General features: G+C 53.9%; 16 protein-coding genes and 2 tRNA genes. 6 read left to right on the top strand and 12 right to left on the bottom strand.

The features are described from left to right. Positions 1–106: 106 nt before the first annotated feature. A complete protein-coding gene (locus CGL_RS00090; RefSeq protein ID WP_011013319.1) occupies positions 107–520 on the bottom strand; it encodes an SMI1/KNR4 family protein in 414 nt (137 codons plus the stop codon). A gap of 49 nt (positions 521–569) precedes the next feature. Then, positions 570–1,466, bottom strand: a complete 897-nt coding sequence (locus tag CGL_RS00085; RefSeq protein ID WP_011013318.1) for a LysR family transcriptional regulator — start codon at positions 1,464–1,466, stop codon at positions 570–572. Between the two features lie 70 nt (positions 1,467–1,536). Between CGL_RS00085 and CGL_RS00080 the strand changes: the two genes are divergently transcribed. Then, entirely contained in the window at positions 1,537–2,574 is a 1,038-nt protein-coding gene (locus CGL_RS00080) for a YeiH family protein (protein ID WP_011265442.1), read from the top strand. Between the two features lie 194 nt (positions 2,575–2,768). Here CGL_RS00080 and CGL_RS00075 read toward each other — a convergent pair. The 4 genes from CGL_RS00075 to gyrA form a co-directional block, all read right to left on the bottom strand. Beyond that, a tRNA-Ala gene (locus CGL_RS00075) sits at positions 2,769–2,841 on the bottom strand. A gap of 11 nt (positions 2,842–2,852) precedes the next feature. Beyond that, a tRNA-Ile gene (locus CGL_RS00070) sits at positions 2,853–2,929 on the bottom strand. A gap of 101 nt (positions 2,930–3,030) precedes the next feature. Further along, positions 3,031–3,375 (bottom strand): DUF3566 domain-containing protein, encoded by a 345-nt coding sequence (locus CGL_RS00065; protein WP_003860996.1) that lies wholly within the window; start codon positions 3,373–3,375, stop codon positions 3,031–3,033. A 3-nt stretch (positions 3,376–3,378) separates the two neighbouring features. Next, the gene (gyrA, locus tag CGL_RS00060) at positions 3,379–5,889 is read right to left on the bottom strand and encodes a DNA gyrase subunit A (protein ID WP_208396445.1); all 2,511 of its coding nucleotides are present in this window, start codon (positions 5,887–5,889) and stop codon (positions 3,379–3,381) included. Between the two features lie 161 nt (positions 5,890–6,050). On the opposite strand from gyrA, the gene CGL_RS00055 reads away from it, so the two are divergent. The 5 genes from CGL_RS00055 (at position 6,051) to CGL_RS00035 (ending at position 8,985) form a co-directional block, all read left to right on the top strand. Then, a complete protein-coding gene (locus CGL_RS00055; RefSeq protein ID WP_003855345.1) occupies positions 6,051–6,260 on the top strand; it encodes a hypothetical protein in 210 nt (69 codons plus the stop codon). Then, a complete protein-coding gene (locus CGL_RS00050) occupies positions 6,257–6,520 on the top strand; it encodes a hypothetical protein (protein WP_003855344.1) in 264 nt (87 codons plus the stop codon). Before CGL_RS00055 ends, CGL_RS00050 begins: the two co-directional genes overlap by 4 nt. A gap of 82 nt (positions 6,521–6,602) precedes the next feature. Beyond that, on the top strand, positions 6,603–7,676 hold the full coding sequence (gene ssuR / locus CGL_RS00045) for a transcriptional regulator SsuR (RefSeq protein ID WP_011013315.1): 1,074 nt from the start codon (positions 6,603–6,605) through the stop codon (positions 7,674–7,676). 189 nt (positions 7,677–7,865) lie between these two features. Further along, on the top strand, positions 7,866–8,309 hold the full coding sequence (locus CGL_RS00040; RefSeq protein WP_011013314.1) for a DUF6918 family protein: 444 nt from the start codon (positions 7,866–7,868) through the stop codon (positions 8,307–8,309). A 94-nt stretch (positions 8,310–8,403) separates the two neighbouring features. Continuing rightward, complete coding sequence (locus CGL_RS00035; protein ID WP_003855341.1) at positions 8,404–8,985, top strand: YczE/YyaS/YitT family protein; 582 nt, start codon at positions 8,404–8,406, stop codon at positions 8,983–8,985. Here CGL_RS00035 and CGL_RS00030 read toward each other — a convergent pair. The 6 genes from CGL_RS00030 to dnaA form a co-directional block, all read right to left on the bottom strand. Next, the gene (locus CGL_RS00030; protein ID WP_011013312.1) at positions 8,982–9,950 is read right to left on the bottom strand and encodes an alpha/beta fold hydrolase; all 969 of its coding nucleotides are present in this window, start codon (positions 9,948–9,950) and stop codon (positions 8,982–8,984) included. The two genes, CGL_RS00035 and CGL_RS00030, sit on opposite strands and share 4 nt — an antisense overlap. A 340-nt stretch (positions 9,951–10,290) precedes the next feature. After that, positions 10,291–12,345 carry a DNA topoisomerase (ATP-hydrolyzing) subunit B gene (gene gyrB / locus CGL_RS00025; RefSeq protein WP_011013311.1) on the bottom strand — a complete coding sequence of 685 codons (2,055 nt, stop codon included), beginning with the start codon at positions 12,343–12,345 and terminating at the stop codon, positions 10,291–10,293. Between the two features lie 132 nt (positions 12,346–12,477). Then, a complete protein-coding gene (locus CGL_RS00020; protein WP_003855338.1) occupies positions 12,478–13,014 on the bottom strand; it encodes a DUF721 domain-containing protein in 537 nt (178 codons plus the stop codon). Next, a complete protein-coding gene (gene recF, locus CGL_RS00015) occupies positions 13,011–14,195 on the bottom strand; it encodes a DNA replication/repair protein RecF (RefSeq protein ID WP_011013310.1) in 1,185 nt (394 codons plus the stop codon). The genes CGL_RS00020 and recF overlap by 4 nt, the downstream gene beginning before the upstream one ends. A gap of 108 nt (positions 14,196–14,303) precedes the next feature. Next, a complete protein-coding gene (gene dnaN / locus CGL_RS00010; protein WP_003855336.1) occupies positions 14,304–15,488 on the bottom strand; it encodes a DNA polymerase III subunit beta in 1,185 nt (394 codons plus the stop codon). A gap of 716 nt (positions 15,489–16,204) precedes the next feature. Beyond that, complete coding sequence (gene dnaA, locus CGL_RS00005) at positions 16,205–17,779, bottom strand: chromosomal replication initiator protein DnaA (protein WP_011013309.1); 1,575 nt, start codon at positions 17,777–17,779, stop codon at positions 16,205–16,207.

The raw sequence follows: 17,779 nt of genomic DNA, 5'->3' as shown, positions 1-17,779 counted from the left end.
AGCTTTGACGACTTCAGCAAAATGATCAAAAACTTCCATCCGCCCAACTTCTCCATAATTCCACGGCATCACTATTTACCGTCAATTCCGGTAAATGCTAATTCTTCTATTTCGACGGACTCAACAAATCTGCCAACGAGGCAGCTACGCGTACTGCCTCATCATCACCCCAACCCAAGTTGCTGGCATGCACCCACACAACAGGAATCTCTCCATCAGCGTTGGCAGCACGGAGATCAAGGCAAAAGAAACCTCCTCCACCATCTAAAGCAAGAGGCCACGCACCCGGAATCCATTCACTAAACTCATAATCATCATAGAAATCAACCATATCCGCAGCTAGGAACCCGAATTCCGGCAGAGGAAAATCAGAAGTCCATGAAGGCTCAAGTTCAATAAGCTCAATCCCTTCAACTGCCAAAGTGACCAACTCCGGCGGAAACACCAATGGCCCAGGCAGCCCAAGTCTCTTTCCTGCTTCAACAGATACAAGAGTCAACCATTCTGGAATCTCGTTCATTATTGTCATTCCAATCTGTCAAAAACAATCCGTTAGCCAGGGCTCAAAATCAGATGTGGTTCGATGCGATGGACACTAATTCTCCCGCTAGAATCGGCAATCTGCGGGGTCCACTCCACACAGCTGTAAGAGGACGAGTAACTCCACTGCCTTCAAATGGCACACTCAACAGCCTGCCGAGCGCAAGATGATCACGCAAGGCTAATTCACCAAGTACTGCAGGACCTGCCCCTGCTTCAACAACAACACGTACCGCAGCATTGCTGTTTAACACTTGAATCGGCTCAGCCATGTCATAATCCGCAAGTAATTCTTGTAATGCTTCTCGGGTACCTGAGCCGACTTCCCTCACTATCAGCGGAGTTTCCGACAACTCCCGAAGACTGATCCTACCCGTGCGATTAGCCCACTCATGATTAGGAGAAATCACCACAATCAGCTTGTCCTCTTGCACCACACGAGCATGAAGCCGTACGGGAACATGCGGTGTTTCAATAAAACCTAGTTGCAAGTGCCCTTTCTGGACGGCTTCAATTACTTGAGAAGAATTCATCACAGAGACGTCGACACGGCAGGCAGGAAAACGCGTGCGCATGTCCGCAACCCAAGCTGGAAGTAGAGCCTCGGCAATGGTCATACTGGCCCCAACATGCAATTTCAGCGGCTGCTCAGTTCGTCCCTCTGTCACCCATTCAGTAAATTCTTGTACAGATTGAAGCAGATCGCGCGAATGCTCAACAAGCGCAAGTCCAGCAGCTGTTGGATGTGATCCTCGAGGATGACGTACCAACAATTCGGCTTTCATGTCTGCCTCAAGCTCTGCGATAGCCCGACTGGCATTAGGTTGGGCCATTCCGACTTTTCGAGCACCGGCACCGAGGCTCCCCTCTTCCACAATCGCCACAAAGAGTGCGAGAGTTTGCAGGTTCGGCCACCCATTATCCATATCAACATTATATGGGTGGATATGAAAGTACCGTCTACCGCGTTCTTTTCAATTAGCGCAACCTTGAAGCATGTCTACAAACCTTCTGGAATCGACGCCGCCCTTTACCCAACTTCGCACCGGAGTCCTCCAGAAGTACACCCCGGGCCTGCTCTTATGCTCCATTGCGGTACTCATCGCTATGATCGTGAATCACTTTTTCTCTGGTGTGAGTCCGCTTATCGTCGCGATCATTCTTGGCATCATCCTGACCAACCTGATTCAGCTCCCAGCATCGACCTCACCCGGCATCACGTTGGCGTCGAAAAAGCTTTTGCGGCTGGGAATCGTCTTCCTTGGTCTGCAGTTAGTTTTCTCAGATATTTTGTCACTTGGTTTCCCCATGCTGGCGGTGATTGTGTGCATCGTTGCCGGTGGTATTTTTGGGACCATCCTCATGGGACACCTGCTCAGAATGAAACCAACCCAAGTTCTGTTGATTGCTTGTGGCTTTTCTATTTGTGGCGCTGCGGCCGTGGCAGGTGTTGAAGGAGTAACTGATTCCGAAGAAGAAGAGGTCGTTACTGCGGTTGCACTTGTTGTTATTTTCGGAACGCTGATGATTCCTTTTATCCCATTCGCAACCAAAGTCTTGGGGTTATCCCCTGAAATCGGTGGGATGTGGGCAGGCGGATCCATCCATGAAATCGCCCAAGTAGTAGCAGCTGGAGGAGTCATTGGTGGTGGAGCATTAGGTGTTGCAGTTGTGGTGAAACTCGCCCGAGTACTCCTACTTGCACCCATTGCTGCCATTTTAAGTTTTCGCCAGCGCCGCCAGGGTTACACGTCCCCCGATGGAAAGAGACCACCGGTCGTTCCCCTATTTATCCTTGGATTCTTGGCGATGGTAGTTTTGCGCTCCACTGTTGCGCTCCCAGACGAGGTAATTGCGGCTGGAGGTTTCCTACAGACAGCCTTGCTCTCTGCAGCAATGTTTGGTCTCGGGTGTGGCGTAAAAATCCAGAACCTGATCCATGTTGGGGTCAAGCCTTTCATTCTGGCTTTCGGATCCACGACACTTGTCACCAGTATCGCACTTGCAGGCACCCTACTCACCCACCTCGGATAGAACCGAAGACCCAGTTGTACTTTCGACAACAAGATTTCCTGATTTTGACCACCATTTTGCCCAAATCTTGTTGTCGAAAGTACACACAGCTTTCCAATGACCCAGAGTGCCGCCGGAGTGCCACCGAGGTATCCCAGAAACACTAAAAAACAAAAATCCCGGCCCACCTTAAACAAGATGAACCGGGAAAACTGTGGAGCATAGGAGAATCGAACTCCTGACATCCTGCTTGCAAAGCAGGTGCTCTACCAACTGAGCTAATGCCCCTTTTTTGTTCCTGGTGGGCCTAGCAAGAATCGAACTTGCGACCTCATCGTTATCAGCGATGCGCTCTAACCGACTGAGCTATAGGCCCCTCTAGGAACGAGATAAGACTCTACCTTCAAGTTAACAATACAACAAATCCCCTGTTCAAAGGCTATATTTAGCAGTGTCTAGGGGTTTGTGTTTCAGAGGTTAGTCTACTTCTTCTTGCAGTTGAATCTGCAGTCCACCGAAGAGGTCAACAATCGAGTTGTAGATGATTGCACACAATGGTGCAAGCACAGCGACGGTAATCGCTCCGATAGCTCCCAGAAGTGCGGAAATGCTCAGGACGAGCCCGAAGGTGATGGTTTGTTCTGCACCAACACCGCCGATGACATCGTTGAAGTTCTGCCAGACGCCAGCCACGTTAAGTCCGAAATAGAGGACGGTTACGCAGATGATCCACGCCACGAGTCCGATGATGGACATTGCCAGTGCAACTCGGAAGGTTGCTAGTGGTGAGATTCGGGTGATGGATACTTCTCGGGATGCCATAAATTATTCCTCGCCGTTTTCGTCGGATCCGTTGTCAACGGAGTCGGTTTCTTCGGCAGCAGTCTTGGATGCTGGTCCTTCGACTGCACCCTTTGCTACTGCTTCTGCGGATGCTTCGCCCTGGTCTTCGACGTTCTTGTCGATGGCAAGCAGTTCTACACCTTCTTCCAAGTTGACCAGTCGAACACCCATTGTTGCACGGGAGGATGGTCGGATCTGCTTGACTTCGGTGCGAACAACGCCGCCGGCGGAGGTGATGGCGAAGATCTCGTCATCTTCCTCAACTGCGATGGCGCTGACGAGGCGACCGCGCTTCGGGGTGTACTTGAAGGTCACCACGCCGAGGCCACCACGGCCCTGGGTGGAGTAATCCTCAAGTGGGGTGCGCTTGCCGTAGCCGCCGGAGGTGGCAACGAGGAGGAATTCGCCGTCGCGGACCACGGACATGGACAGCAGTTGGTCGTTGTCGCGGAAGCGCATGCCCTTGACACCGGCGGTGGCGCGGCCCATGGGGCGGAGCTGCTCATCGTCGGCGGTGAAGCGGATGGACTGTCCGAATTCAGAGACCAGCAGCAGATCGTCTTCTTCACCGCAAAGTGCGGCGCCGATGAGGCGATCGTCCTCGTTCAGGTTGATGGCGATGAGGCCACCGGAACGTGCTGATTCGTAGTCGAGCAGGCGGGACTTCTTCACGCGACCGTGTGCGGTTGCGAGCACCAGGTATGGGAAGTCGTTGTAGCTTTCCAACTGGATGACCTGGGCGATTTGCTCACCAGGTTGGAATTCCAGAAGGTTGGCCACGTGCTGTCCACGTGCGGTGCGGGATGCCTCTGGAAGTTCGAATGCCTTGAGGCGGTACACGCGACCGTAGTTGGTGAAGAACAAAATCCAGTCGTGGGTGGAGCTGACGAAGAAGTGACGAACAATGTCATCTTGCTTGAGCTCTGCGCCACGAACACCCTTGCCGCCACGCTTTTGCGACTTGTAGGCATCGACCTTGGTGCGCTTTGCGTAACCGGTGGAGGTAATGGTGATGACAACGTTTTCACGCGCAATGAGGTCTTCTTCAGACACGTCGCCGGTGGCAGCGATGATCTGGGAACGACGCTCGTCGCCGTACTTTTCCACGATTTCGGTCAGCTCATCGCGAACGATGGTGCGCTGACGTTCTGGGCTTGCCAGGATGGCCTTCAGGTCAGCGATTTCCAGCTCGATTTCAGCGAGCTCATCGATGATCTTTTGGCGTTCCAGTGCCGCCAGGCGACGCAGCTGCATTGCCAGAATTGCGTCAGCCTGCGCCTCGTCGACGTCGAGAAGCGACATGAGGCCGGTGCGGGCTTCATCTGGGGTTGGGCTGCGGCGGATGAGCGCGATGACCTCGTCCAGCATGTCCAGGGCCTTGACCAGGCCGCGGAGGAGGTGGGCGCGCTCTTCAGCCTTGTCGAGGCGGTATTGGGTGCGGCGCACGATGACTTCGATCTGGTGTGCCACGTAGTAGCGCAGCATCTGGTCCAGGCGAAGGGTGCGTGGCACGCCATCGACGATGGAGAGCATGTTCGCACCAAAGTTGGCTTGCAGCTGGGAGTGCTTGAACAGGTTGTTCAGCACCACGCGGGCAACTGCGTCGCGCTTGAGGGTGACCACAATGCGCATGCCGACGCGGTCGGAGGATTCATCTTCAATCTTGGAGATGCCCACGAGCTTGCCGTCGCGCACCTGCTCCGCGATATTAGAGATCAGGTTATCCGGGTTGACCTGGTATGGCAGCTCGGTGATAACGATGACGGTGCGGTTGCCTTCCTCCTCGATGGAGGTGACACCGCGCATGCGGATGGAGCCGCGGCCGGTGGTGTAGGCATCGTGGATGCCCTTGTCACCGATGATGAGGCCAGCGGTTGGGAAGTCTGGGCCCTTCACAAACTTCATGCAGGCTTCGAGAGCTTCGGATTCTTCGGCGTCTGGGTTTTCCAGGAGCCAGAAGATGGCGTCGGCAAGCTCGTTGAGGTTGTGCGGTGGGATGTTGGTGGCCATGCCGACCGCAATGCCGCCCGAACCGTTCATCAACAAGTTTGGAACGCGCGATGGCAAAACGTCTGGTTCGAGGGTTTTACCGTCGTAGTTTGGTGAGAAGTTGACGGTGTTTTCGCGGATGTCGCGCACCATCTCCATGGCCAGTGGGGTCATGCGGCACTCGGTGTAACGCATTGCTGCAGGGCCGTCGTTGCCGCGGGAACCGAAGTTACCCTGGCCGTCTACCAGCGGGTATCGCATGGACCATGGCTGAGCCATGCGCACCAACGTGTCATAAATTGCGGTGTCGCCGTGTGGGTGGAAGTTACCCATGGTGTCTGCCACTGGTTTTGCAGACTTCACGTAGCTGCGGTCGGGGCGGTAGCCGTTGTCGAACATCGCGTACAAGACGCGGCGGTGGACTGGCTTCAGGCCGTCGCGCACCTCTGGGAGGGCACGTCCGACGATGACTGACATCGCGTAGTCGATGTAGCTCGACTGCATTTCCTCATTGATATCAATGGGATTAACGCGGTCAAATTGTCCGGTATTGTCGTCGCTCACTGATCACCTTTCTTCGTGTCAACCCTACCGATTTTAGTCCACAGGCCGTTTTAACGCCTTGCATGCCCCAAAATTGGTATCAAAGCGATACCATTTTGGGCATGGCAATGACTTTAAGGCTTAACGACGCCCAGGACCGCGCCCTCACCCTGCTTGCCAGGACCCAAGGCTGCAGCAAACAGGAAGCTGCCACGCGAGCAATCATTGCGGCAGCAAGCAGGGCGGTCGACGACGCTGAGATCGCCGGGCTCGCCCGGACGATGCTGCACGAGTATGCGGGCGTCGAAAAGCGAATTAGGCAAGCCCGATGAAGGGCTTAAGCGCGGAAAATGTGCTGGCCATCGCCGATGAGGTGTGCGCGGAACACGGCGTTGTGGTGCGGGATTTCGCAGCGCTTGCAGCCGCCGCAGCAGTAAGCACGGCCAACTTCCACGGCGTGCGCGTTTTTGGATCAGCTGAGGCGATGGCAGGAAAAGTTTCTGAAATGATCAGAGCATTAAAGCCATTGAGTGGTCGAAACGAGACCTTCGCGGCAGTCACCCAGAGAGTACTTTTAGAGATCAACAAATAGACTGAACGGTCTATTTGTTCACGTTTTCGCAGCTAAATTCTTGAATCTAAACTATTCCCAAATAGACCATACGGTCTAACATGTGTTCATGCTTGCACAGCGAACACTCCCCATTCACATCACCGCCCCCCACCTACCCGTCGCGCGCGTATTTCATCAAATTCGCGCCACAGACGCCGATCGCACCTCTCTGCAACGCGATCTTGAACTCTCCCAAGCTGGCATCACGCGGCATGTGTCAGCGCTTATTGATGCAGGTCTCGTGGAGGAAACCCGAGTGGATTCCGGGGCGCGCTCGGGGCGACCGCGCACAAAATTAGGCATCGACGGCCGCCATCTCACCGCCTGGGGAGTGCACATTGGCCTGCGCAGCACGGATTTTGCGGTGTGCGATTTAGCCGGCCGAGTGATTAGGTATGAGCGCGTGGACCATGAAGTTTCACACTCCACGCCGTCGGAAACGCTGAATTTTGTCGCACATAGGTTACAAACATTGAGCGCCGGCTTGCCCGAGCCCCGCAATGTGGGCGTGGCATTATCTGCCCACTTAAGCGCCAACGGAACCGTCACTTCCGAAGATTATGGCTGGTCAGAGGTGGAAATTGGGGCACACCTCCCCTTCCCCGCCACCATCGGATCAGGTGTTGCGGCGATGGCCGGTTCGGAAATTATCAACGCGCCACTGACCCAATCCACGCAGTCCACGCTGTATTTCTACGCCCGCGAAATGGTCTCCCACGCCTGGATTTTCAACGGCGCTGTCCACCGCCCCAACAGCGGCCGCACGCCGACGGCGTTCGGAAATACAAATACCTTAAAAGATGCTTTTCGACGTGGACTCACACCAACAACTTTCTCCGATTTAGTCCAACTCTCCCACACCAACCCGCTTGCACGACAGATCCTCAACGAGCGCGCCCACAAACTTGCCGACGCCGTAACCACCGCCGTTGATGTTGTCGACCCCGAAGCCGTCGTCTTCGCCGGCGAAGCCTTCACCCTGGATCCGGAAACTCTTCGCATTGTGGTGACCCAGCTCCGAGCAAACACCGGCAGCCAACTGAGAATCCAACGCGCAGACGCCTACATTCTCCGCACCGCGGCCATCCAGGTGGCGCTGCATCCGATCCGTCAAGATCCGTTGGCATTTGTGTAATTACCACCCATGTTGCGGGGCCGATATTACTAAATGTAAGCTTTGTGACTGTTGTGATTGCAGTGACTGATGTGGTTTTCAGTTTCTGTGGAGGAAGGGTTGCAACGCTTTTTCAAGAGAATGACCGTGCGTCCGCTTAAACGAAGCGTCGAACGCCGGTCTTTTCTCATTTCACTTAAGATGTAGAACATGACTTCACTCAGGGACTTACTTGTTTCCACCAATGCCGACGCAGCAATTGCAGATATGTCAGCATTTATCGAAGAAACCGTGGGCAAGCAATCCGGCATCAGCGGCATCGCACTCAAAGGCGCAATGGGTGCTGCAACCAAGATCGACTCCGACATCGTAGCCAAAGGCTCCAGGCGCCTCCTCCCGGAAATCGCTGACTCCCTCGACGGACTCTGGCAGGAATACCAAAATGGTGGCACCGCCGCAGATTTCGGCGCCCACCTCGAGGCCAACAGCTCCACCGCACTCGACGCGATTCTCAGCGTTGCTGACAAAAACGCAGAGAGCATCAACGTTCCAGGACTTGGCAAGGTCTACAAGGGCGTGCGCGGCAAGGCTGCCAAAGTAATCGAGCAGGAACTTCCTGCAATTGGCCAGTTGATCGAAAAGAACGCACAATAATTAGGTGAGCAACCCTAATAAGAAACCTTTAGATCCCGCACAAAGATTCTCCCTCCCCACCAGATGGGCGATGTTCTTTGTCGGGATCTTTATTATGTCCTTCGCCATCGGCATCACCGTCCACGCAGGACTAGGAACCACCACAATTTCATCACTTCCCGTGGTGTGGACTGCTGCCAGCGGATTATCCCTGGGCTGGACCACAATTTACTTCAATGGCTTCATGATTCTGTGCCAAATAATTGTGCTGCGTTCCCAGTTCAAACCACAAATGTTAGTCCAAATCCTGTGGGCATTCCTCTTTGGGTTTCTTTGTGATTTAAGCCTGCAACTAACCACCTGGGCGCAAACTGACAATTATTTTGTGGCCTGGATCTGGGTTATTGTGTCCACCATTTTGATGTCGATCGGAGTTTTTATTCAAGTACTCCCCAACATCACTTTCATCGCTGGTGAAGGCATTGTCTCTGCGCTGGTGAAGAAATTTCCCAACGTGGAATTTGGCACCATGAAACAAATCGTCGACTGGACTTTCGTCTCCGTCGCTGCCATTTTGTCCTGGATCACCATGGGTGGACTTATTGGCGTGCGCGAAGGAACAGTGTTCGCGGCGTTTTTCATCGGATTCTTCGTCCGCCAGTGGCGCAAACTCTACCTCCGCTCCATCGGTCACTAAAGAGCTTGTTCCAGGAAGAGTTTCACTGTTGATTCAGGTTCCCGAGCCCACCGGTTATGTCCCAGGGCTTCTGGAATTTCTATCATTTTGATCTGCGCTGCGGGAACAAAACTCGCCAACCCATCAATCGATGCCTGCGGGCAGTCCTCATCATCAGGACAACGACTAAAAGTAATAGGAATGCTCACCTTCTTCATCACCTCCACATAGTTGATGTCCTGCGCGGTGAGATCGTCCAAAGAATTGTGCTTATGGAATCGACGCCATTCCCTCATGTGAGTTCCCGATTGTCGGCCATAACCCACCAGGTCTTTTCCTAAAACTTTGCCGGGCCAAAATCCCACAATGTGGCCACCAATCCCACCAAGCAGCACCGCACCCAATCCCAAACGCTTCCCCATTTTCGGACTAAACGTAGGCCTAAACGGCGACCCTGCACCCACCCCGAAAATCGCCCGAAGATTATATTTCTCAGCCTCCGGCCTCGCTGCGAAAAGACAAGAAATCTGCCCACCCATCGAATGCGACAAAAACCTCATGGGATGGCCTTCCTCCAGGTCAAGCGCCTTTTTCGCAGCGGCAATCTGCAGCGGAAAATCTACCGATGCGAGATCATGGTATCCCCACTGACTTTTCCGAGAAGCCTTCGCGGAACTTTGCCCCTGACCACGAAGTTCACCAATCGCCACATGGAATCCAGCTTTATTTAGCGCTGCCGCAAGCGGACGATAGTAATAGCCACCCATGCCGAAACCTGGCCACAGCATCACCAGTTGGGAGTCTTTGTTATCTGACGCCCAAATTTGGACTGGAGTGGAAGATCCATCAGGTAGTGGAACATGGGCTGTGGTGGTGGGTTCAGTAGAGGTCACGTGCCCTAGGGTATCGGTGATTAATGTAGTTTTCAGCATTTCCCGCTGCGCCCATTTAAGCGACTGAATTTTCAGAATGTATGTTTGTATCAACTGGGGTCTGACGAGCCCTTAGAAACGATTTAGGAGAGGGCACTTTTCGCAGGCGCCGAGGCAGGATTTGTCCTGAGTTTGGGAGAACCAGACTGGCGTGCCCCTCTTTCGGTTTTTCCGTTAACTTGGGCATTCCTGTCCGGTTTGAAGGCCAAGAAACCGGCCAGGAATGCCCATGACTAGCGAAAGTTCAGCTCTTGGGCACGCCAGTCTGGTTTTAAAAAATCAACCCCACGTATTGGCCAACTTGAAGCCATAGAAGCCTGCATTTATAAAGTGCTGACCCTAAAAATCACAAAACCCGCCCCCAGAATTCCAGGGGCGGGTTAAGTAAGGCGCTTTAGATATCGAGGAAACGAACATCCTTGGCATTTCGGGTGATGAAGCTGCGGCGAGCCACAACGTCGTCACCCATCAAGATGGAGAACAGTTCATCAGCACGCTGAGCATCGGTGATGTCCACGCGGCGCAGAATACGAACAGTTGGGTCCATGGTGGTTTCCCACAGCTCGCTGGCGTTCATCTCGCCGAGACCCTTGTAGCGCTGGATGCCGTCGTCCTTGTTGATCTTGCGTCCAGCGGCAAGGCCTTCGTTGAGCTGCTCATCGCGCTCCTCATCGGAGTATGCGAATCCTGGCTCTCCGCGCTGCCACTTCAGTTTGTACAAAGGTGGCTGTGCCAAGTAGACGTGGCCTTCGGCGACGAGGTCTGGCATGAAGCGGAAAAGCAGGGTGAGCAGCAGCGTTGCGATGTGCTGGCCGTCAACATCGGCGTCGGCCATCAGCACGATCTTGTGGTAGCGCAGCTTGTTGATGTCGAACTCGTCGTGGATGCCGGTACCCAGTGCGGTGATGATCGCTTGGACTTCGGCGTTCTTCAGAACCTTGTCTAGGCGGGCCTTTTCCACGTTGAGGATCTTGCCTCGCAGTGGAAGGATTGCCTGGAACATGGAGTCACGGCCGGACTTCGCAGAACCACCTGCGGAGTCGCCCTCCACGATGTAAAGTTCGGACTTTTCTGGATCCTTGGAACGGCAGTCGGCAAGCTTACCGGGCAGTCCACCCAGATCGGTTGCTGACTTCCGTCGGACCAGGTCACGGGCTTTTCGAGCAGCAAGGCGTGCCTGCGCGGAACCGACAGCCTTGTTGATGATGACCTTGGCTTCAGCAGGGTTTGCTTCCAACCAGTGGCCGATGTGCTCGTTGGCCATGCGCTGCACGAAGGATTTGATCTCCGTGTTGCCCAGCTTGGTTTTGGTCTGGCCTTCGAACTGTGGGTCACCAACGCGCACGGAAATAACCGCGGACAGGCCTTCACGACAGTCGTCACCGGTAAGGTTTGCTTCCTTTTCTTTCAGAAGCTTGTGCTCACGTGCGTAGCGGTTCATCAGGGAGGTCAGCGCAGAGCGGAAACCTTCCTCGTGGGTGCCGCCTTCGCGGGTGTTAATGGTGTTGGCGAAGGTGTGGACGGATTCCTTGTAGGAGGAGTTCCACTGCATTGCCACCTCAACCTCGTGGTCATCTCCCTTTGCCTCGAATGACACGATTGAAGGGTGGATGTTGGTCTTGCTGCGGTTGAGGTAGTGAACGTAGTCCTCGAGGCCATTGGGGTAGTGGAAGATTTTCTTCTTCTCACGCTTTTTTGGCTTCTTTGGAGCATCGGTGGTCTCTTCAACGAGTTCGGTTTCGTTGTCGATCTCATCGAGGGATAGTTCCGTTGCGGTTTCGCCCTGCTCAGCGAGTGCTTCGAGCTCGAGTTCCTCGTCGGTGGCGCGGTTGTCCGTCAAGGTGATGGTCAGACCCTTGTTAAGGAATGCCATTTCCTGCAGACGTCGAGAAATCGTTTCGAAATCAAACTCGGTGGTTTCGAAAATTTCAGCGTCTGGCCAAAAACGAATGGTGGTACCGGTGCCGCGAGCGTTGCCGCCTTCGATCAACTCGTCTGGAACAGACTTTTCAAAGTTTTGGTACCAGTGCTTGCCGTGCAACTTGATGTCGGCTTCCACGCGGGTGGACAGGGCGTTCACCACAGAAATACCAACACCATGCAGACCACCGGAAACGGCGTAAGAATCGGAGTCAAACTTACCGCCGGCGTGCAGCTGGGTCATAACAACCTGCACGGTTGGTGCACCGGATGGGTGCATATCGACGGGAATTCCTCGACCGTCATCGACAACTTGAACGCCACCATCTTCCAGAAGGGTCACTTCAACCTTGGTGGCGTGGCCAGCCATGGCCTCATCCACTGAGTTGTCAACGACTTCCCAAATCAGGTGGTGCAGTCCACGCGGTCCAGTTGAACCGATGTACATGCCCGGGCGCTTACGTACCGCCTCAAGACCTTCAAGGATGGTGATCGATGAAGCGTCATAATTGTGTTCAGTGTTTGCCACTTTTAACGAACACTCCTCGCTACTTATCCGATACAGACGTTTCCATCTTACACGCTTAGGTCCCCACGTAGTACCACGCACAACGCGAGAAACGGCAAAATAGGCCCCAATTCGACGGTTTTTATCACCAAACTATCCGTATGTGTCTCTCGGACCGCGTCCTTTTACGTGCAACGGCCCCTTGCGCCAGCTTGGGGCCTGAGGCCCAAAAATACGCAGCTCTGTAATAATATTTGGACCCACTTTTTCAGCGATTACCTGCAGGATTTGCCGCTGCATCATGCGCAGATTGGTGGCCCACGCTGTGGAATCACAAGTGATAAAAAGCTTCTTATCTTTGATCATTTCCACGCGCGTATGCTGCGCAATCTTCGCGCCAACAAGCTCTTCCCAGTTGGACGTCACCCAACCGCCGGCAATGTCTTTGCCCCAGCCACGACGCTGAATTTCCTTGTTCAGCACCGATCCCAGCGACTCCGCGCCGCGCACATATCGTTTCTGGCGGCCGTCTAGGCCGCTTGCACGGCCTTTTTTGCGCTTTTCGACGCCCCCTTTCGGCGCAGGTGGGCGTCGAAAAGCATCGTTTTTATTGAGGTCGGGAACGGATCCATTTCTGCGCATGGCTTCGGCGCGGATGCGTTCAAATGCCTGCTCAATTGGATCTGTCATGGTTGCACATCCAGGAGTGAAATCCGCCCGGTGCCGGTGTCTTGGACGGTGACGGTGTGCTGCGCAGTGAGCACTTTCTTGAGATTCTCCGGCAGATCGTCGTGGACTGCAGCGGTGATGAGCACCTGTTCCACCTCTTGCGCTATGCCCACGAGTTTTTCGCGACGGCCGGCGTCGAGCTCGGAAAACACATCATCCAAGATGAGGATCGGGTCGGTGCCATCGGATTTCAGCAGGTTAAATTCTGCAATTCGCAGTGAAAGCGCGAAAGACCAGGTCTCGCCGTGGCTGGCAAAGCCTTTGGCGGGCTGATCGCCGAGCATTAAATCGACATCATCGCGGTGGGGGCCGACCAGGCTTGAGCCGCGTTCGATTTCTCGTTGACGTTTCGCTGCCAATTCTGTCAGCAGCGTGGCTTCGATGATGCCGGCATCGAATTCGGAAAACTGCGACAGGCCTTGATCGATGGTGGTTTTGTAATTCACCGCAGCTGGCCGGGATTCCGGGGCGATCGTGGTGTAAGCCTCATAGATTTTCGGCCCCAACTCATTGAGCAGGGCAAATCTGGCTGCCATCACTTCAGCACCCAGGCGTGCCAACTGGCCATCCCAGGTATCCAAAGTACTCAGCGCAGCTGCGCCTTCCTCGGTGCCGTAACCTCGACGAAGCGCAATGGTGGCGGTCTTGAGCAGGGCGTTCCTTTGTTTCAGCACCTTGTCGTAGTCGGCCTTGACCCCCGCCATCCGAGGCTGGCGAGTGGCAATAATGTCATCTAAATAGCGGCGACGTTCTGCTGGCTCGCCTTTGACTAATGCCAAATCTTCCGGCGCAAACAGCACCGTTTTCACCACACCAAGCAGCTCCCGGGGAGTCCTGACTTTTGTGCGATTCAAACTTGCCTGATTCGCAGCATGGGGTTTGATCAGCAAGTGAGCTGCCAATTCTCGGCCTTGATTAACAGCAACCGCCGAAACTCGGGCGTTTTCAGCGTGCGCCCGCACCAATGGCGCATCAGAGGACACCCGATGCGATGACAAATGCGCAAGATAGCCGATGGCCTCGACGATGTTGGTTTTACCAAAACCGTTGCGGCCGATAAAAACTGTAATTCCAGGTTCCAAATCCACTTTGAGTTCAGGCCAGGAACGGTAATCACGTAATTCCAAAGAACGGATGTGCATCGGGTCTGACCTCCTTTTAGTCGGTGGGAAGTGGATTGGATAACGCGCCTGACTTTGTCGGTTGAAAAGTGTACAAAGTCAGGCGCGAAAAGGGTGAAACTTTTGTGTTTAGCCTGGCAGGCGCACTGGCATGAGCAGGTAGGTGAAATAGGTGTCCGGAGTTTGGAAAATGCCATTTTCGTTGGCGGAAGGCATTTCTTCAGGCTCTGGGATCATGATCGCTGGGCGGGAAGGCTCAGTGAATCCGAAGACTGCTCGAGAAGTTGGAACTACAGAAAGTCCATCCTTCAGGTAGCCAGGGTTGAACGCGATGGTCAGTTCCTTGCCGGTGAATGCACACGGCAGGGTTTCTTCCGCGTGGCCTGCCTCGGTTGCGCCTGCAGTCAAGATGACCTGGCCTTCGCTGAAGTGCAAGACGATCTGAGCGTTGCGTTCTGCCACCAGGGATACGCGGCGGATGGCGTCGACCAGCGGTGCGATTTCAACTGATGCGATCGCGGTGTGCTCTTTGGGAAGCAGTGGTGCGATGTTGGGGAAATCGGCGTCGAGAAGCCTGGTGGTGGTTTCGCGGTTATCGGTGTGAACGCCGAATAGTCCTTCGCGGCCAACCTGATCGCCGGTACCGACAGCGATGTCGATGGAATCGTTGAGACCGGAATCCAAAGAACGCGCGTTGTCCAGCAGGGTGCGGGCAGGAATCAGCAGTTTAACGTTGAGCTCTGGGTCGTTTGCTTCCCATTCGAAGGTGCGCAGCGCCAGGCGGAAACGGTCAGTAGCAGCCAAGTTGATCTGGTTGCCCACGATTTCCATGCTGACACCGGTGAGCATCGGCAAAGAATCATCTTTACCTGCAGCGGATGCCACCTGGGAGACTGCTTCGGTGAACAGCTTGGCGTTGATGGAACCGGTACCTGCAGGAAGCTTGGGCAGCATTGGGTAATCATCAAGCGGGATCAGTGGCAGCTCGAAGCGGGAAGAACCACAAGTGACAAAAGCTTTGGATCCGTCGATGCGGAAATCAACGGGCTTGTTGGGCAAAGATCCTGTGATTTCAGACAGCAGCTTGCCGGCTACTGCGATGCGACCTGGCTGAGAAACCTCAGCTGAGAGGCGAACTCGGGTGGATACGTCGTAGTCGTAACCGGCGAGTTCAAGACCCTCATCATCGGCAGTGATCAGCATGGCTCGAAGTACCGGCTGAGTCGGTTTGGTGGGCAGGTTGCGAGCGACCCAGGCTACCGCGGTAACCAGGTCTTCCCTGGCCACACGGAAGGACACGTTTTGTGACTCCATGCTGTTTTAAAGCTCCTTGGGAAATATAGATCAAATATAGTTCATCGTTTAACTAAACCCGGACGTTTACCGATAGGGAAAACTTCTTGGAAGAAGGTTCACCCTCCAGGTGGCTTCAGTCCGAATTACACAAACCCAACCTACCTGTGTTCCTCGCGGATCTGGAATTTGTAATTTCAATTTCCTCGAGGCTTTCGCTGAAGTTTCGTGAGCATTGAGCTCACCCACGAAGCTTTCTCCCCACCCCCTCTTTCTTTTAGTTAATTTCTAGGTAAAAAATTGGTAATAACAGTAAGTCCTGTTGAAACTGTGGATAGACCATTGTTTTACAAGGTAGTCGCGGAATTCTGGCGTGTGAACTGGGTTGTGAATTGATTGTGGATAACTTTGTCTATCTGTGGATAGATTTCAAGGTACGGATTTTATCCCCAGTCTGTGCAGATGTATCCCCAGCTTATCCCCAATTTTTGGGGAGTTGTGCACAGGGCGGAAAGTTCCGCGGAATCACATTTCCTGTGACAAAGCTCACTGAATTACAAGTTTGTAATTACACTGCTGTGAATAAGGTTGTGGATAACTTTGTGAGCTGGGCTTTTATCGGAAGTTATCCACAAAATCCCTGCACAACCCCTAAATTACAAAAAGACCCATCCGAAGATGGGTCTTCAAGAGCAGCAGAGCTAAATTTTGTAATTTAGCGCCACGCTAAACAGGTCTTAGTTACGTCCGCGCGACTTAATCAGCTGGGTAAGTTGCTGGATTTCATCGTAGGTATCGCGCTTTTCTGTCATTTCTTGGCGAATCTTCCGATCCGCGTACATGACAGTTGTGTGGTCTTTTCCGCCGAACACATCACCGATCTTGGGCAATGACATATCGGTGAGCTCGCGGCACAGGTACATCGCCAGTTGGCGTGCATGCGCGACCGCACGAGTTTTGCCTGCTCCACGGAGTGTATCCACGGAAATTTCAAAATATTCCGCAGTGACCTCCATGATCACCGGTGCGGTGATTTCCATATCCTCAGGTTCTGGGAGGATATCGCGCAGCGCCACGATGGCCATTTCTTTATCGATCGGCTGATTAATCAACGAAGAATAGGCAGACACACGAATCAGTGCGCCTTCCAATTCACGGATCGAAGATTCAAAGCGGCTGGCAATGAGCTCGAGGACTTCCCTATCCACGTGCGTGCCATCGGTTTGGGCCTTCTTCATCAAAATCGCGATGCGAGTTTCCAGGTCAGGTGGCTGAATATCAGTAATCAGGCCACCTTCGAAGCGGGTGCGCAGGCGATCTTCCAGCGTGGTCAGCTGCTTGGGTGGGCGGTCCGAGGATAAAATAATTTGCTTATCTGCCTGGTGCAATGCGTTGAAGGTATGGAAGAACTCTTCCTGGGTGCCTTCTTTGCCAGCCAGGAACTGGATGTCATCGACCATGAGGATATCCAGGTTGCGGTAGCGGCGCTTGAAGGTTTCCTGGCGGTCATCTCGCACGGAGTTGATGTAGTCGTTGGTGAATTCCTCACTTGAGACGTACTTAATCCGCAGGCCAGGCTGCAATTCTTGAGCATAATTTCCTACTGCGTGCAGCAGGTGAGTTTTGCCCAAGCCGGAACCGCCGGAAATAAACAGCGGGTTGAAAGCTTTCGCTGGGCTTTCCGCCACAGCAACTGCGGCTGCATTGGCGAAACGGTTGAACGGCCCGATCACGAAGCTTTCAAAAGTGTATTTCGGGTTGAGGGACACTTCCCGATTAGGGTTGTGAGCTGGGGTTTCGCGCGGAATGCGCTGCGGGGTGGCCAGCTCTGGCTCAGGATCGGCGATAGGTGCCGGGTGCGGCTCGGGAGCCGGTGCAGAGTGGGTACGTTCCCAGCCGTCGCTTGTCGACGCCTCTCCCCGACCACCAACTTCATACTGCTTTGGCGCCTTGTTGGAAGAGATCACAGGTGCGTCAGGCTGATATTTAAACTCCTGCTGAGCTGGGGTTTCTGGAATTTCCTGCTCAGGCTCCACACTGACAGCCAAGCTGAATGATCGGCCCATGCGCAGCGACAACACACGGGTCAAAGCATCGCCCAAATCGTTTTCAATGACATTTTTTGCCATCGCGTTGGGTGTGGACAGCACGGCGTAGCCATCGACGATGGCAATCGGCTTCGTCAGGTTCAAATATGCACGTTGAGTTGGCGTCAATGGGTCGAATCCACTGTCCGCTTGCTGGCTCAAAGTTGTGAGATCGGCAACAACTTGGCGCCAGGTTTCGAGCAAAGAAGATGAGTTCTGGCTCAC

The organism is Corynebacterium glutamicum ATCC 13032 (assembly GCF_000011325.1).
Lineage (GTDB): Bacteria > Actinomycetota > Actinomycetes > Mycobacteriales > Mycobacteriaceae > Corynebacterium > Corynebacterium glutamicum.
This window is presented reverse-complemented; position numbering and strand designations above follow the sequence as displayed.